The sequence below is a fragment of the Arthrobacter sp. P1_D4 genome (assembly GCF_056406115.1).
On sequence record NZ_JBFUAU010000017.1, the window covers coordinates 122813 to 139403 of the forward strand.

12 protein-coding genes are annotated in these 16591 nt (G+C 67.4%); 11 read left to right on the forward strand and 1 reads right to left on the reverse strand.

The genetic code is table 11. The features are described from left to right. Positions 1–16: 16 nt before the first annotated feature. The 10 genes from mmsA (at position 17) to AC1D0A_RS17305 (ending at position 12352) form a co-directional block, all read left to right on the forward strand. Positions 17–1573, forward strand: coding sequence for a multiple monosaccharide ABC transporter ATP-binding protein (gene mmsA / locus AC1D0A_RS17260; RefSeq protein ID WP_028277320.1), 1557 nt, complete (start codon positions 17–19; stop codon positions 1571–1573). Between the two features lie 54 nt (positions 1574–1627). After that, positions 1628–2896, forward strand: a complete 1269-nt coding sequence (gene mmsB, locus AC1D0A_RS17265; RefSeq protein WP_243180208.1) for a multiple monosaccharide ABC transporter permease — start codon at positions 1628–1630, stop codon at positions 2894–2896. A gap of 66 nt (positions 2897–2962) precedes the next feature. Further along, complete coding sequence (locus AC1D0A_RS17270) at positions 2963–4066, forward strand: substrate-binding domain-containing protein (protein WP_459384150.1); 1104 nt, start codon at positions 2963–2965, stop codon at positions 4064–4066. A 278-nt stretch (positions 4067–4344) separates the two neighbouring features. Then, positions 4345–5793, forward strand: coding sequence for an ABC transporter permease (locus tag AC1D0A_RS17275; protein ID WP_476946376.1), 1449 nt, complete (start codon positions 4345–4347; stop codon positions 5791–5793). Positions 5794–5795: 2 nt separating this feature from the next. Next, complete coding sequence (locus AC1D0A_RS17280; RefSeq protein WP_243180213.1) at positions 5796–6503, forward strand: ABC transporter ATP-binding protein; 708 nt, start codon at positions 5796–5798, stop codon at positions 6501–6503. Between the two features lie 314 nt (positions 6504–6817). Further along, positions 6818–7888 carry a Gfo/Idh/MocA family protein gene (locus AC1D0A_RS17285; protein WP_028277315.1) on the forward strand — a complete coding sequence of 357 codons (1071 nt, stop codon included), beginning with the start codon at positions 6818–6820 and terminating at the stop codon, positions 7886–7888. Between the two features lie 152 nt (positions 7889–8040). After that, positions 8041–9351, forward strand: coding sequence for a hypothetical protein (locus AC1D0A_RS17290; RefSeq protein ID WP_476946377.1), 1311 nt, complete (start codon positions 8041–8043; stop codon positions 9349–9351). 435 nt (positions 9352–9786) lie between these two features. Further along, positions 9787–11016 (forward strand): serine/threonine-protein kinase, encoded by a 1230-nt coding sequence (locus AC1D0A_RS17295; RefSeq protein ID WP_476943541.1) that lies wholly within the window; start codon positions 9787–9789, stop codon positions 11014–11016. Further along, entirely contained in the window at positions 11013–11549 is a 537-nt protein-coding gene (locus AC1D0A_RS17300) for a mucin-associated surface protein (RefSeq protein ID WP_243180225.1), read from the forward strand. The genes AC1D0A_RS17295 and AC1D0A_RS17300 overlap by 4 nt, the downstream gene beginning before the upstream one ends. A gap of 218 nt (positions 11550–11767) precedes the next feature. After that, a complete protein-coding gene (locus AC1D0A_RS17305) occupies positions 11768–12352 on the forward strand; it encodes an SRPBCC family protein (RefSeq protein WP_476946378.1) in 585 nt (194 codons plus the stop codon). Positions 12353–12483: 131 nt separating this feature from the next. On the opposite strand, the gene AC1D0A_RS17310 is transcribed toward AC1D0A_RS17305, so the two are convergent. After that, positions 12484–14706, reverse strand: coding sequence for an NADP-dependent isocitrate dehydrogenase (locus AC1D0A_RS17310; protein ID WP_476856615.1), 2223 nt, complete (start codon positions 14704–14706; stop codon positions 12484–12486). Positions 14707–14951: 245 nt separating this feature from the next. On the opposite strand from AC1D0A_RS17310, the gene AC1D0A_RS17315 reads away from it, so the two are divergent. Continuing rightward, positions 14952–15950, forward strand: a complete 999-nt coding sequence (locus AC1D0A_RS17315; protein ID WP_476946379.1) for a trypsin-like serine peptidase — start codon at positions 14952–14954, stop codon at positions 15948–15950. Positions 15951–16591 lie beyond the last annotated feature (641 nt).

Consider the following 16591-nt stretch of genomic DNA (forward strand, 5'->3'; position numbering starts at 1 on the left):
GGAGGCGTAAGGGCAGATGACGTCCCTCAACACGCACAGTGATCCGCTAATCCTCGAGATGCGTTCCATCACCAAGGAATTCCCCGGCGTTAAAGCTTTGGCCGATGTGAGCCTGCGGGTGAAGGCCGGCGAGATCCACGCCATCTGTGGTGAGAACGGCGCCGGGAAATCGACCCTGATGAAGGTGCTCTCGGGTGTATATCCCTACGGCACCTACACCGGCGACATCGTGTATCAGAACGAGGTCCAGGAATTCAAGGACATCCGGGCCAGCGAGCACGCCGGGATCGTGATCATCCACCAGGAACTCGCGCTGATCCCCGAACTCTCCATCATGGAGAACATCTTCCTCGGCAACGAGCCCACCAAGCGCGGCGTGATCAACTGGGCCGAGGCCCGGACCCGGTCCACCGAACTGCTGGCCCGGGTGGGGCTGCGCGAGGACCCCGACACCCCTATCAAGGAGATCGGCGTCGGCAAGCAGCAGCTGGTCGAGATCGCCAAGGCGCTGAACAAGTCGGTCAAGCTCCTAATCCTGGACGAGCCCACGGCGGCGCTGAACGAGTCCGACTCCCAGCACCTGCTGGACCTCATGCTGGGTCTCAAGGGCCGCGGAATCACCTCGATCATCATTTCGCACAAGCTCAACGAGATCGAACAGATCGCGGATGAGATCACGATCATCCGCGACGGCAAGTCGATCGAGACCCTGAACGTCAAGGCCGACGGCGTCGACGAGGACCGGATCATCAAGGGCATGGTGGGCCGGACCCTGGAATCACGGTTCCCGGACCACGAGCCGAAGATCGGCGAGGTCCTCTTCGAGGTGAAGAACTGGAACGTCGGGCATCCGCAGATCCAGGACCGCCTGGTCTGCAAGAACTCCAACTTCTTTGTCCGCCGGGGCGAGATCGTCGGGTTCGCGGGCCTGATGGGCGCCGGACGCACCGAACTGGCCCGGTCCGTGTTCGGCCGCTCCTACGGCCGCTTCATCTCGGGCCATGTCTATAAAGACGGCAAGGAACTGCAGCTCAGGAGCGTCCGCCAGGCGATCGACGCCGGGCTGGGTTACGTCACCGAGGACCGCAAGTCCCTGGGCCTGAACCTGCTGGACGACATTAAGGCCACCACCGTCTCGGCAAACCTGCGCAAGATCAGCAAGAACTTCGTGGTGGACGCCAACAAGGAATACGCCGTCGCGGAGGAATACCGGAAGTCGCTGCGGACCAAGACGCCCTCCGTGGAGGAAGGCGTCGCGAAGCTCTCGGGCGGCAACCAGCAGAAGGTCGTGCTGGCGAAATGGATGTTCACCGACCCGGACGTGCTGATCCTGGACGAGCCCACCCGCGGGATCGATGTCGGGGCCAAGTACGAGATCTACGGCATCATCCAGAAGCTGGCCAACGAGGGCAAGGCCGTGATCGTCATTTCCTCGGAACTGCCCGAGCTGCTGGGCCTCTCGGACCGGATCTACACGATTTTCGAAGGCGCCATCACCGGCGTGCTGAACAAGGACGAAGCCAGCCAGGAAAGCCTCATGAAACTCATGACGTCCGCCCGCAAAACCGCTTGACCCTTTGGGACAAACCAGAACAATCCGAACACCCCGGACACAAGGACTGAAACAATGAACGCGCTCAAGAAGCTCTTTGGCGGCAACACCCGCCAATTCGGCATGATCTTCGCCCTGGTTGCGCTGATCGTGTTCTTCGAGATTTTCACGGAGGGCCGCACGCTCACATCGGGCAACGTCATCAACCTCTTCAACGGCAACTCCTACATCCTGATCCTCGCCATCGGCATGGTGCTGGTCATCATCGCCGGGCACATCGACCTCTCGGTCGGTTCCGTCGCGGCTTTCGTGGGTGTCTGCGTGTCACTCTTCATCCGCGACTGGGGCCTGCCCTGGTACATCGGCGTCCTGATGGGGCTCGGGCTCGGCGTCCTGATCGGGGCCTGGCAGGGATTCTGGGTGGCCTACGTCGGCATTCCCGCGTTCATCGTGACGCTGTCCGGCATGCTGATCTTCCGCGGCGCCAACCAGTTCGTCGGCAAGTCGAACACCATCCCGGTCCCGGCGGATTTCCAGTACATCGGCTCCGGCTACCTGGCCGAGTTCGGCCCGAAGACCGGCTACAACAACCCCACCATGCTGATCGGCCTGCTCGCCGTCGCGTTCGTAATCTTCAGCGAGATCCGGTCCCGCCGCAACGCCAAGAAGCTCGGCGCCGAGGTCCCCGAAGCCTGGGTCATGGTCCTCAAACTGGTGCTGGTCTGCGGTGCCATCCTCTACGCGACGTACCTCTTCGCCACCGGCCGTCCGGGCACGTCCTTCCCGGTGCCGGGCCTGATCCTCGCGGTCCTCATCATCGTCTACGGCTTCATCTCCTCCAAGACCGTCATCGGCCGCCATATCTACGCGGTCGGCGGCAACCGGCACGCTGCGGAGCTCTCCGGCGTCCAGTCCAAGAAGGTCAACTTCCTGGTCATGATGAACATGTCCTTCCTGGCCGGCCTCGCGGGCATGATCTTCGTTGGCCGCTCCACCGCCTCGGGACCGTTCGACGGCGTCGGCTGGGAACTGGACGCCATCGCGGCCGTCTTCATCGGCGGCGCCGCCGTCACCGGCGGCGTGGGCACCGTGATCGGCTCGATCATCGGCGGCCTGGTCATGGCCGTACTGAACAACGGCCTGCAGCTGCTCGGCGTCGGCGCCGACCTCACCCAGATCATCAAGGGCCTCGTGCTCCTGATCGCCGTCGCCTTCGACGTCTACAACAAGACCCAGGGCAAGAAATCGATCGTCGGCATGCTGATGAAGAACTTCGGCCGCAGCAGCGAGATCAAGGCCGACGAGACCACGCAGACCAAAGAGGTCATCTCGAGGGGAATCTAATCCCCTCCCCCCAGTTCCCCAACCCCACAATTCTCCGCACACCACCGAAAGAAAGTGAACCAAGCAATGCGAATGATTGGTAAAGCAGGAAAGGCAGCAGCAATCGCTGCTATTGCGGCACTGGCGCTGACAGCCTGCGGCCGTTCCGACACCGGAACCACCAGCGGTTCCTCCACCGGAGGCGAAGCATTCCCGAAGGGCTCCGCGATCGGCGTCGCACTCCCCCAGAAGACCTCCGAAAACTGGGTCCTGGCCGAGCAGCTGTTCAACGACGGCCTGACGGCGGCCGGCTACAAGCCGGACGTGCAGTTCGCCAACGGCGGCGTCTCGGAGCAGCAGAACCAGATCAGCGCCATGATCACCAAGGGCGACAAGGTCATCATCGTCGGCGCCATCGACGGTGCACAGCTGGGCACCCAGCTCCAGCAGGCCAAGGACGCCGGCGCAACGATCATCGCGTACGACCGTCTGCTGCTGAACACCCCGAACGTGGACTACTACGTGGCCTACGACAACTTCAAGGTCGGTGAACTCCAGGGCAAGGCGCTGCTGGACGGCATGAAGGGCAAGAAGCCGGAAGGCCCGTACAACATCGAGCTCTTCGCTGGTTCCCCTGATGACGCCAACGCGAAGGTCTTCTTCGACGGCGCCATGAGCGTCCTGAAGCCGAAGATCGACGACGGCACCCTCAAGGTCCTCTCCGGCCAGACGAGCTTCGAGCAGGCTGTGACCCAGGGCTGGAAGGCAGAAAACGCCCAGAAGCGCATGGACACCCTCCTCGCCGGAACCTACGGCACCGCAGCCCTCGATGGCGTGCTGTCCCCGAACGACACCATTGCCCGCGCGATCCTGACCTCCGTCAAGGCCGCCGGCAAGCCGCTTCCAATTGTCACGGGCCAGGACTCCGAGGTTGAGTCGGTCAAGTCCATCATGGCGGGCGAGCAGTACTCCACCATCAACAAGGACACCCGCGCGCTCGTTGAGCACTCGATCGTCATGGTCAACGACATTCAGGCAGGCAAGACGCCCGAGATCAACGACGACAAGTCCTACAACAACACGGTCAAGGTTGTTCCCGCCTACCTGCTGGAACCGGTCATCGTCACCAAGGACAACGTCCACACGGCGTACGAGAACGATCCGGTCCTCGGCCCGATCACCAAGCAGTAGTTCCTTATCTGGGCGACCGCTTCACCGGCCGCGCCAGAGTACAGAGCCCCGGCTCTCCCGCAAGGGAGGGCCGGGGCTCTTGCGTTGGCCGTGGTGCGCGGCCGTGGTGTCCCGGCTGGGACCTTGGCAGTGACCTCGCCTGCGGCAATCGGCTTCACAGCAGATCCATAGCTCCCCGGGGAGGTTCGCACAGCGGCCCGTACCACTGTGGGACCAGCGCCGGGCATCGGGTCCGGCAAGAGATCCCCCATAGACACCCAAGAAAAATTAGGAGCACCGTGAGCGTTCTTGCCCGGAGTGTAGGCAACGCCTTTCGAAACAAGGTCAGGACCGCCGCTGTGGTGGCGGTGCTGGCCGTAGCCATTGGACTTGCCCTGGCCATGCTCGTGGCCAACCAGGCCGTCACCGGCAAGGTTGCCGAGCTGAACGCCTCGGTGGGCACGGTCCTGACCGTGAACCCGGCCGGCGGCCAGGGCTTCGAGGGCGGCGGCGAGCCGCTGACGTCCGCCCAGGCGGCCACGGCGGCGGCCGTCCCCAACGTCAGCAGCGTGGTCGGCACCAAGGCGCTGCGCCTGCGCAACGCCGCTGACATGGCCGCCGAGGCCGCGTCAGGACGGACAGGCCAAGGCGGCCCCAGCGGCCAGTCGGCCACCTCCGTCACCACGAGCCTCACGGCCGCCGTCGACGCCGGCACCCTCGGCAACCGTAACCAAGCCAGTACCGGCGCCTCCGGAAGCAGCACCGCGGGCAGTACCGGCAGCACTGCGCAGGCCGCGCCGGCGTTCTCGCTGCCCATCACTGCAACGGGCATCGGCGCCGAGATGGACTCCACCGGCAAGGCCCTGCAGCTGACGCAGGGCACCGGCCTGCGCAACTACACCGCCGCGTCCACCGGCGCCCTGCTGGGCACCACCCTGGCCACCAAGAACGGCCTCAGCGTGGGCTCGACGTTCACCATCGGTGATAAAACCTTCACCGTCCAGGGGATGTTCGACGCCGGGACCGCGTTCGGCAACAATGCGCTCTACGTGACGCTGCCGACCGCCCAGACCCTCGCCGCGCTCCCGGACGAACTCTCCACCATGATCGTCACGGTCAACAGCATGGAAAACGTCGACGCCGCCAAGACCGCCCTGCAGACGGCGCTGGGCTCCGACAAGGCCGACGTCACCCAGGGCCAGCGGAACCTTGAGACCGCCGTCAGCTCGCTGGACAGCGTCAAGAACATTTCCTTCATCGCCTTCGTCGCGGCCCTTGGCACCGCCGGCCTGATCATCCTCCTGATCATGGTCATGCTGGTCCGCGAACGACGCCGCGAGATCGGTGTCCTGAAGGCCATCGGCGCCCCGAACCGCACCATCGGCCTGCAGTTTGTGCTGGAGGCCCTCGTGCTGGTGGCCATGGGCAGCGTGGTGGGCGCCGCCGTCGCCTCCCTTGCCAGCGGCGGCATCGCCAGCGCCCTCATCAGTTCAAGCAGCAGCACGAGCGCGGCGGCCACCGGCCAGCGCGGCGGCGCTGGCGGCTTTCCCGGGGGCGGGTTCCCGGGCGGGGCGGGCGGACCGCTGGGCGGGGCAAGCCAGCTGCTGACCTCCGTGACGGCGAGCGCCTCCCCCGGCGTGATCGCCGCGGGCATCGCCGCAGTTTTCGGCGTCGCCATCATCGGCGCGCTCGTCCCGGCCCTGCTCACCGCCCGGATCCGTCCCATCGAAGTCCTCCGAGGAGAATAGCCATGATCGAAGTCAAGAACCTGGTCCGCACGTTCAAGTCCGGCGACCGGACCATCAAGCCGGTCAACGATGTCAGCTTCGAGCTCGAGCAGGGCACGCTGGCCTCGATCGTGGGCAAGAGCGGCAGCGGCAAGAGCACCCTGCTCTCCTTGCTCGGAGCGCTGGACAAGCCCACCAGCGGCGACGTGGTGGTCAACGGCGTGAGCCTGGCCAGCATGCCCGACGGGAAACTGACCAACTACCGGCGCCGGGACATCGGCTTCGTGTTCCAGCAGTTCAACCTGATCCCGAACCTCTCGGCCGTGGACAACGTGATGCTGCCGATGGAATTCGCCGGCGTGCGAAAGGCCGCGCGGGCGGAGCGGGCCCGGCAGCTGCTCGAACAGGTCCAGCTCGATCCGGACAAGCACGGGCGGCGCATCAACCGGCTCTCCGGCGGCGAGCAGCAGCGGGTGGCGATCGCCCGGGCGCTGGCGAACGAACCCAAACTGATCCTGGCCGATGAACCCACCGGCAACCTGGACGAACAGACAGGCGAGCACATCATCGAGCTGCTCAGCACGCTGAGCCGGGACCACAACACCACCATCCTGGTGGTCACCCACGACCGTGCCCTGGCCAACAAGACGGACCGGCGCTTCCGGCTCCAGCAGGGCCGGCTCACGGAGGAAACGGCCCGGACCCGTGCGACGGCGGCCCTGACCGGCTGAGGACCGGCCGGCTGAGTACCGGCTGCTGAACTCCAGCCGCGGCCGACCCCCTGAGGACCGGCCGGCTGAGTACCGGCTGCTGAACTCCAGCCGCGGCCGACCCCCTGTGGTCCGCCCGGCTGCGGGGGCTTCGGCGGCGGAGCTGCGGGGGCTTAGGCGTCGGAGCTGCGGGCAGGCCTTGGGGGCCCGCCCGCGGCTCCGGCGTCGAGCCGCCGGGGCTGAACTTCGTGAGACTGGATCTCCGCGTCGAACCTCCGCCATGCCAGGGCCGTCAACACTGCGGCCCGCCCGCCCCTGGGTGAGAAGATGGCACCATGTCTGCCCTCATCGCAAAGCCGTGGCTGTTCAGCCAGCCGGACCAGGATCCCCGCACAGCCACCGGCGCCAGGCTGCGCTGGGGCGTCATCGCCACCGGCGGGATCGCCGCTTCGGTCACACGCGACCTTGGGCTGCTGGCGGATGCGGAACTGTACGCCGTCAGCTCCCGCACACAGGCGGCCGCGGACGCGTTCGCGGCCGACTACGGCTTTGTCCACGCCTACGGTGACCAGAACGGCGCGAGTGGCTACGCCCGCCTGCTCGCCAATGACGCCGTCGACGTCGTCTACGTCGCCACCCCGCACGCCCACCATCACAAGATAGCCCTCGCCGCCCTCAACGCCGGCAAGCACGTGCTGTGCGAGAAGGCCCTCACGATCAATGCCCGGGAAGCAGCCGAGTTGATCGCGGCGGCCCGGACCAACGGAGTCTTCCTGATGGAGGCGGTGTGGAGCCGGTTCCTGCCCAGCATGCAGCGGGCGTTCGAGATCGCTGCCTCGGGCGAGATCGGCGAGGTGAAATGGGTCGGCGCCGACCTCGGCTTTCCGGCGCCGTACTCGCCCGGTTCCCGGCTTTGGGCACCCAAGGACGGTGGCGGCGCCCTGCTGGACATGACGGTCTATCCCCTGCTCTGGGCGCTCGGCACCCTGGGGTTCCCGCAAACGGTCAGCGCCACGGGCTGGCTGAACGACGACGGCGTCGACGCCCAGAATGCGTTGACGCTCGGTTACCACCACGGCGCCCAGGCCCAACTGACCTCGTCATTGATGGCCTACGGCCCCCGCACGGCCACCGTCGCCGGCACCAAGGGCTACCTCCAGAGCCCGGGCTCCATCAACAACCCGAAGGAACTGCTGGTCCGGATCGGCTTCGAGGGGCCACGGACGGAGCAGTTCACGGTGGTGGGACGTGGCTACACTTACGAGCTCCGGGAGGTCACGCGGTGCATCCAGCAGGGCCTCACCGAGAGCCCGGTCATGCCGCTGGAGGACTCCCTGAACACCATGCGGCTTTTCGACGGCGTACGCGCGCAGCTCGGCGTGAGCTACCCCAACGACGCCCACTAACCGCCTCCCACTTTCCTCGCCCCAGACAACGGACCCGGCGCATTCCAAGTGTCTCGGTATGCCTACAGTTTCGGCCCCGCTCTGGACTCTCCTGTTGAGGCCGACTTACCCTGTAGGCAATTGTCCAGTCTTCCGGGAGCGGGGGTGCGCGCATGGATCCTGCAGCAGCGTCCTCCCGCGCGGGCCGCACCCTGCGCCCCCTGCGCCCCCTGCGCCCCTTGCGCCGCGTGCTTTTGGCCGCCGTCGCCGGCGCCGCGTGGCTGACACTGACCTGCACGGCTGCGCAGGCGGACGACGCCTGCGCGTTCTACGGGACAGCCGACGGCGCCGGCGAGAGCGCGGCCGCCGCCTCGTGTACGGACGCCGACGACCTCCCTGTTCCCTCCCTCGACGGCGTGGTTTCCGTGGACCTCCCCGCGGTCCCGGCGGGCACCTGGGCGGCGGGCACTGTTCCGGGGTCGGTTGTAGCTTCCGCCGACGTCGTTCCTGCCGACCCGAACGGGCCCACGGACACCGCCCCTGACCCGGCGGTTCCCGACGCGCCACCGCCCGCCGCCCCTGGGCAGGCGGCACCGGACCCGGCACTCCCCTCCCCGGCGCTCCCTGACCCTTCGCTCCCTGCGCCGGCAGTCACCCCGCCGGCAACCGGGCCCGTGCTGGACCCTGCGATTCCGGTTCCCGGTGTTGTTCCGCCGGTGGTGGACCCTGCGATTCCGGTTCCCGGTGTTGTTCCGCCGGTGGTGGACCCTGCGGTACCGGTTCCCGGCGTCGATCCGCCGGTCGGCGATCCCGCGGCTCCGGTTCCAGAGCCAGCAGCTCCGCTCCCCGGCGACCCGGCGGCCGGGCCACCAGACGGCGTCGTTCCAGGCGGCACCGTTCCAGGCGGCACCGTTCCAGGCGGCACCGTTCCAGGCGGCATCGTTCCAGGCGGCGACGTCGCGGCGGGATCGCCGGCGGGGACGCCGGCCGCCGTCGATGGCGAATCGGCACCGGCGGCCGCCGCAAAGGCAACCGCCGCCAACGCAGCACCAGCTCAACTGCAGGCGCCTGCTCCCACCGGCACCGTGGCGGCCCGTCCCTTCCCGGCATCTCCTTCCCCCGGTGCCACAGTTGCCTACCCCGCTTTGCTGATCCCTGAACCCCGGGGCGCGGCAGCTGTCCAGTCCGGCGCTGCCCCGCCGGCCAAGGCCCCCGCCGGGACCGGTGAACCGCCGGCTCCCTCCGGCAACCCGGGTCCGGGCCCATGGCATGGCGGAACGGGACTGCCTGCGCCTGACGCACTCCCACCGGCTCCGGGCTCGGGGTCCGGCAGCGGGCACTCCGGCGGCGGGCCTGCCGGAACGGCTGCGTGGATGCCCAGCCTGGTCTTCTACCTGCCCACCATCGGGGCCGACGCCATCGGCGGACCGCTCCAGCACGAGTACGCAGCCGTTAGCGCTGATCCCGGTTCTTCCCCTGACTAGTCGGGCCGTCTCTGCCTCCACAGAGCACGGCCCGTCGGGCTGCCTTCGCCGCCCGCCAACAGTCACCCAGGAGAATCCCCCATGGACACGACCGTCCACCGCCGGGCTTCCGGCACCCCAATTCCCGCCAGCCTGACCCCCGCAGCGCCTGCCCACCCGGAGCGCTCCGGTCCGCAGCCGAGACCCGGCTGCAAGCCCCGCCCGCCCTAGCGCATGCCACCGCTCCCATCACGGTCCTGTACCGCCGGAGCGAGGTCGTTGGGTCCGCTGGGGGACCCAACGGCATGCTCCGGCGGAGGGGCGTCCGCGGGGCGTCCGGTGAGGGAATACGCTTCGGCGCCGGGACCGGAGGTCCCCTCTGAACAGAAGCGGATACTAATTACCCTTATCATTCTTTAGGTGCGCCGTCGGTGCGCACACGGAAGATACGGGGACATCGTGAACAGTTCGCCCAACAGCATCACGGCGGAGCCCTTGGGCGGCCGCTACCAGCTGGGGGAGGTGATTGGCCGGGGCGGCATGGCGTCGGTCTACACGGCCAAGGACCTGAACCTTGGCCGGGACGTTGCCCTGAAACTCTTTGCACCGCAATCGGCCGATCCCGACGAGCTTCGCCGCCAGGAAGCGGAGATCGAGTTGCTGGCCACCCTGAATCATCCAAGCCTGGTGACGCTGTTCGACGCCGGGACGGACACCCGGATTCCCGAGGAGCCGCGGCCCTTCCTGACCATGGAGCTCGTGGACGGCCAGGATCTGCGGACCCGGATCCGCCACAGTCCCCTGCCGCTGGCCGAGTTGGCCGTCGTCGGCGCCGGGATCGCCGATGCCCTCGCCTACGTCCACGGCCTCGGCATCGTCCACCGGGACATCAAGCCCGCCAACATCCTCCTGGTGCCGGTCCGGCCGGGAGAGCCGCTTCGGCCCAAGCTCACAGACTTCGGCATCGCCCGGATCATCGACGGGACCCGGCTGACGGCCACGGGAACCATGGTGGGAACCGCCGCCTACCTCAGTCCCGAACAGGCCCGCGGTGCCGACCTCGGTCCCGCGAGCGATATCTACTCGCTGGGCCTGGTCCTGCTCGAATGCCTCAAGGGCGAGGTGGAGTACCCGGGCAGCGCCGTCGAATCCGCCGTGGCCCGCCTGCACCGCGCCCCCGTCATTCCGGACGCCGTGCCCGAGGAGTGGGCCCGGCTCATCCAGGCCATGACCGTCCTGGACCCGTTGGACCGCCCCGCGGCCGCCGATCTCGAGGCAGCCTTCCGTGTGGCCCTCGTTTCCCCCGGATCGCTGCCGGGACCGGTCACAGCGGAACCCACCCGGGTCCTCCCGGCCCCGCCGGCAAGGCGGCCCCGCCCACCCAGGCCCGGAGTCGCACCGGCTGCGGCGTCGAGAACACGCCCCCTGAACTCGCTGGACCCGGATGCCCTGCCGCTGCGGCCGCGCCGCCGCCGCTCCTTGTCGCGGGGGGCCGCATGGTTCCTCCGGGCCCGGCCCCGCACCCGCGTGGCCGTGCTGCTCGCCGCGCTGGCAGTCCTTGCCGTCGTGGCGACGATCGCGGTCGCCCTGTCCGCCCCCGCGGCGCCCGACGTCGTCCCCTACCCCACCGTCACCGGACCGCTCGGCGATCACCTGAAGGAACTGCAGAAGGGCGTGGAACCATGAGCGATTCGCGAACCGCCGGGCAAGACCGCGGCGGGGTGAGGTATCGGGTGTCCGCAAGCCTCCTCGCCGGACTGCTGGCCGCCGGGACTTTGGCCGGCTGCGGCTCCCCCGCCCCCGAACTGGGCAGCGCCGCGGCCCGTCAACTTCAATCCGAAGTCTTGGCTGTCAGCGAGGCTGCAGCCGCCAACGACCCGGAGGGTTCCCTGAAGCACCTTGACGAGCTGCTGACCCGGCTGGATGCCGTCGCCGCGAGCGGCGAGGTGTCCTTCAGACGCCACCAGAGCATCAAGTCATCGATTGACGCCGTCCGGGCGGACCTTACCGCGCAGCAGGCGGCCGAGGCGGCCCGGAAGGCTGCAGAAAAAGCAGCGGCTGACAAGGCGGCAGCCGACAAAGCAGCGGCTGAACAGGCTGCCGCGGCCCAGGCAGCAGCCCAGGTCGCTGCCGCGCGGACGGCCCCGGCCGCCGTCGCCCCGGCCCCGGCCCCGGCCGGAAAGGGGAAGTCGAAGGACAAAGGGAAGGGTAAGGGCTAAGGCGCGCCGATTACCCTGCTGCCGGACGGGCTTCCACGACACCTGAGGCCGCGACCGGCATCGACCTGGCCGCAGACCGAACGCGGCGCCTCCGCCGCCACTATCGTCAGCCTGCTTACCATTTCAGCGGAAGCCCGCTAGCGTGGAGGAACGGCTTTATGCCGGTCAACGACAAGAATCGCGGACCGCGGTCCGCCAATCGAAGGAGTGACGCCTGCATGGCAACAGTTCAGGAATCCATCGAAGTCAATGTTCCGCTAAGCCAGGCCTACAACCAGTGGACGCAATTCGAGGAATTTCCGCACTTCATGAGCGGCGTGGAATCGGTTAATCAGCTGGACGACACCACTGTGCATTTCAAGACCAGCATCGGTGGAGTCCGGCGTGAGTACGATGCGCGGATCACCGCGCAGGAACCGGACCATCGCGTGTCGTGGGAGAGCCTTGATGAACCACGGAACGCCGGCACCGTCTGGTTCGATGATCTCGGCGAGGCCGCAACGAAGGTGAACGTCGAGCTGACCTGGGAGCCGGACTCGGCGGCGGAAAAGATCGGCGCGGCCATCGGCCTTGATTCCCGTCAGGTTGCCGCCGACCTGAAGAAATTCAAGCAGTTCATCGAAGAACGCGGGGCCGAGACGGGCGGATGGCGCGGACGCGTGGACGGAGTCGCCCCGGGCGCCACCACCGCCGTGCCGCTCCAAGAAGAAGTGGGATATGGCGCGGAACCTGCCTTCGAGCGCGTGGACGCCGATCCCGACCTCGCCCCCGAGCCGCCTTTCGGCCACGACCAGCCGCGCTGACCGGCCGTTCGCACTGATCTGGCTGGTTTGATTACTCCGCCGGACTGACAGCGGAACGCCCCGCCTCCCTTTCGGGAGGCGGGGCGTTCTGCGTGGCGACCTACCGCGCTGCCGGAGCGTTGAGGCTGGGACTACTTGGTCAGCGTCGCAAGCACTTCACTGAACTTCGCCGAGGGGCGCATGACCGCTGCGACCTTGGCCGCATCCGGCCGGTAGTACCCGCCAAGGTCCACCGGGGAACCCTGGACGGCCAGGAGTTCGCCGGTGATGGTGTCCTCATTGGAGTTCAGCGCGTCAGAAACGGCGGCGAAGGCCGCGGCGAGCTCGGCGTCGTCGTTCTGGCTGGCCAGTTCCTGGGCCCAGAACTTGGCCAGGTAGAAGTGGCTGCCGCGGTTGTCCAACTCACCGGCCTTGCGCTTCGGGGACTTGTCCTCCAGCAGGAACGTGCCGGTGGCGCGGTCCAGGGTGTCGGCCAGGACCTGGGCGCGGGCGTTGCCGGTGCTGGTGGCGAGGTGCTCGAAGCTGACGGCCAGCGCGAGGAATTCACCCAGACTGTCCCAGCGCAGGTGGTTTTCTTTAAGCAACTGCTGGACGTGCTTCGGGGCGGATCCGCCGGCGCCGGTCTCGAACAGGCCGCCACCGTTGATCAGCGGCACCACGGAAAGCATCTTGGCGCTGGTGCCCAGTTCCAGGATCGGGAAGAGGTCGGTGAGGTAGTCGCGGAGCACGTTGCCGGTCACCGAGATGGTGTCCTCGCCCTTGCGGAGGCGTTCCACCGTGAAGGCCGTGGCCTCGTCCGGGGACATGATGGCGATTTCCAGGCCCTCGGTGTCGTGGTCCTTGAGGTATTCCTCCACCTTGGCGATCATCCGGGCGTCGTGCGCGCGGCCCTTGTCCAGCCAGAAGACAGCGGGCGTGGCGGAGGCGCGGGCACGGGTGACGGCCAGCTTCACCCAGTCGCGGATCGGCACGTCCTTGGTCTGGCAGGCGCGCCAGATGTCGCCCGGGGCAACCTTGTGCTCGATCAGCACGGTGCCGGCGTCGTCGACGATCTGGACGGTGCCGGCGGACTGGATCTCGAACGTCTTGTCGTGGCTGCCGTATTCCTCGGCGGCCTGGGCCATGAGGCCGACGTTCGGGACCGTGCCCATGGTGGTGGGATCAAAGGCCCCGTGGGCGCGGCAGTCATCAACCACGACCTGGTAGATGCCGGCGTAGCTGCTGTCCGGGAGGACGGCGAGCGTATCGGCTTCCTGGCCGTCGCGGCCCCACATGTGGCCCGAGCTGCGGATCATGGCCGGCATTGAGGCGTCGACAATGACGTCGGAGGGCACGTGCAGGTTGGTGATGCCCTTGTCGGAATCGACCATCGCGAGTTCGGGGCCCTCGTTGAGGCCCTTTTCGATGGCTGCCTGGACCTCGCCGCGGATCTCCTCCGGCAGGTCCTCGAGGCCGTTGAGGATGGAGGCGAGGCCGTTGTTGGGGCTCAGGCCGGCGGCGGCGATCTGCTCACCGTAGGTGGCGAAGAGGTCCGCGAAGTAGGCCTTGACGACGTGCCCGAAGATGATGGGGTCCGAGACCTTCATCATGGTGGCCTTGAGGTGGGCTGAGAACAGCACGCCCTCGTTCTTGGCCCGGACAACCTGGGCTGCGAGGAACTCATCCAGGGCCGCGGCACGCATCACGGTGCCGTCGATGACCTCGCCGGCCAGGACCGGGAAGGCACGCTTGAGGACCTTGACGGTGCCGTCTTCCTTGACGAGCTGGATCTTGATGTTGGTGTCGGCCTCGATCACCACGGACAGCTCGTTCGAGCGGAAGTCGTCGGCGTCCATGTGGGCCACGTTGGTCTTGGACTCCGGCGTCCAGGCGCCCATGCTGTGCGGGTTCTGGCGGGCGTAGTTCTTGACCGAGAGCGGGGCGCGGCGGTCCGAGTTGCCTTCGCGCAGGACCGGGTTCACAGCGGAGCCCTTGATCTTGTCGTAGCGGGACCGGATGTCCGTTTCCTCGTCCGAGGAGGGGTTGTCCGGGTAGTCCGGCAGCGCGTAGCCGTGGCCCTGGAGTTCGGCGATGGCGGCCTTCAGCTGGGGCACGGAGGCGCTGATGTTGGGCAGCTTGATGATGTTGGCTTCGGGCGTCTTGGCGAGGGCACCAAGCTCGGCCAGGGCGTCGCTGACGCGCTGCTCTTCGGTGAGGTAGTCGCCGAACACGGCGATGATGCGGCCGGCCAGCGAGATGTCGCGGGTCTCCACTTCCACACCGGCCGTCGAGGCGAACGCCTCAATGATCGGCAAGAACGAATAGGTGGCCAGCATCGGCGCTTCGTCGGTGTGGGTATAGATAATCTTTGCCATTGCGCGGGCGTCTCCCTGAAGGTCTGGGTATTTCCGGAATCTTGTGTTATCTCAACACCCCTAACTTACCCGAGGTGCCCCCGTTGGCGCCTACCGGCGTCGTGCGCGGACGGATGAGTGACGTCCCGACACGGCATAACAAAAATTGACAAGTTACTTTACAGATTAGTCAAATTGCCGTAGTTTCAGTCCATCCAGCGGCCGCCAACAGCGGCCGCCCCGCTTTTCCACCGGTTAGGACATCCATGAGAACACCCAAGACTCTGGCCACCAGCCTGCTGACTCTTTCGGCCGCCGCGCTGCTGGCCCTGAGTGCCGCGGGAGCGGCCACGGCCTCCCCCGCACCGGCCAAGGCACCGGTTTCCACCTCCGATGTCGCCAGCCACACCGTCACCGAGACGGGCGCGGCCGAGTACTGGACCGCGGAACGCATGCGCAGCGCCGTCCCCGGCGACGTCCTGGCCGACAGGACCATGAAGCGCAACGGCAAGGCCACTACGGCCAGGGGCCCGGCGGAAACGGGCGCGCCGAGCAAGGTCGAGGCCGCGGCTCCCAAGCTGCAATCCCAGACGCTCCAGACCAAGACCAATGCGAGCGAAACCCCCGTCCCGCACATCGGCAAGGTCTTCTTCACCCTCGGCGGGACGAACTACGTCTGCTCCGGCAACTCGGTCTCCTCCGGCAACAAGAGCACGGTCTCCACGGCCGGACACTGCGTGAATGAGGGCCCGGGCGCCTTCGCCACCAAGTTCACGTTCGTCCCGGCGTACCTGAACGGCGCGGCCCCCTACGGCAAGTGGACGGCCAAGGCCCTCTACGCCCCCACCCAGTGGAGCTCCTCGGGTGACATGACCTACGACACTGGCTTCGCCGTCATGTCCACGCTCAACGGCCAGTACCTGAGCGACGTCGTCGGCGGCTCGGGGCTGCAGTTCAACGCCGCCCGCGGCCTGAGCTACAAGTCATTCGGCTACCCCGCCGCAGCGCCCTTCAACGGTGAATCCCTCAAGAGCTGCTCCGGCACCGCCACGAACGATCCCTACAACCCGCAGTTCAACACCCAGGGGATCCCCTGCAACATGACCGGCGGTTCCTCAGGCGGTCCGTGGTTCATCGGCACCAGCGCCGCCGGCTACCAGAACTCCATCAACAGCTACGGCTACGGCAGCAAGTCCACCACGATGTACGGCCCGTACTGGGGCAGCGTGATCCAGCAGGCCTACACCACGGCGGCCGCTTCCTGACCTGAGGGCACGGGCACCGTTCGCGCGGGGCCCGTGCTCCGTTCGCGGGGGCCGTTCGCGGGGCCGGGCTCCGTTCGCGGGGGCCCGCGCGGGCAGCGCGGCCTGGGTTCCGTTCGCGGGGGCCGCGCGGCCGGGCTTGTTTCCCCTGTCTACCCTGTTTACCCCAGCGCGGGGTCATTGCGTCCCATCTTCAGCAGTGGGGAGGACGCAGTGGCCCCGCGCTGGCTTTATCTGCGACGGCGGATCGCCCCCCGCCCGCTGGACATGCCCTCCGCTAACACGAAGGCCCGGACATATGCCCCATATGTCCGGGCCTAGCCATGAGGAGTGGACATGTCCTCCCGGGTGGCTTCTCGGCGCTTGGGAACGAATGAGCATGTAACCCGGCTGGCCCGCTGCGCTCCAGAAAGAACGGGCATGTCCCGCGGCTGGCCCAGGCAGCCCCGGGTCGCACGGGACATGCCCTCCCCACACGCCGAAGCCTGGACATATCCCTCATATGCCCACTCCTTGCCACGAAAAATGAGCATGCCCCGCGGAAAGAATGGACATGTCCCCCGGGCTGGCCGCCAGCCCACCCAGTGGCACAAAAAATGGACATGTCCCGCGGAAAGGGAGGCATGTCCCGGAAAGAATAGGCG

Bases quoted from the DNA above. Each gene is read 5' to 3' on its own strand.
- AC1D0A_RS17270 (WP_459384150.1), top strand. From the start codon at position 2,963: ATGCGAATGATTGGTAAAGCAGGAAAGGCAGCAGCAATCGCTGCTATT.
- AC1D0A_RS17315 (WP_476946379.1), top strand. From the start codon at position 14,952: ATGAGAACACCCAAGACTCTGGCCACCAGCCTGCTGACTCTTTCGGCC.
- AC1D0A_RS17285 (WP_028277315.1), top strand. From the start codon at position 6,818: ATGTCTGCCCTCATCGCAAAGCCGTGGCTGTTCAGCCAGCCGGACCAG.
- AC1D0A_RS17305 (WP_476946378.1), top strand. From the start codon at position 11,768: ATGGCAACAGTTCAGGAATCCATCGAAGTCAATGTTCCGCTAAGCCAG.
- mmsA (WP_028277320.1), top strand. From the start codon at position 17: ATGACGTCCCTCAACACGCACAGTGATCCGCTAATCCTCGAGATGCGT.
- AC1D0A_RS17300 (WP_243180225.1), top strand. From the start codon at position 11,013: ATGAGCGATTCGCGAACCGCCGGGCAAGACCGCGGCGGGGTGAGGTAT.
- mmsB (WP_243180208.1), top strand. From the start codon at position 1,628: ATGAACGCGCTCAAGAAGCTCTTTGGCGGCAACACCCGCCAATTCGGC.
- AC1D0A_RS17310 (WP_476856615.1), bottom strand. From the start codon at position 14,706: ATGGCAAAGATTATCTATACCCACACCGACGAAGCGCCGATGCTGGCC.
- AC1D0A_RS17280 (WP_243180213.1), top strand. From the start codon at position 5,796: ATGATCGAAGTCAAGAACCTGGTCCGCACGTTCAAGTCCGGCGACCGG.
- AC1D0A_RS17290 (WP_476946377.1), top strand. From the start codon at position 8,041: ATGGATCCTGCAGCAGCGTCCTCCCGCGCGGGCCGCACCCTGCGCCCC.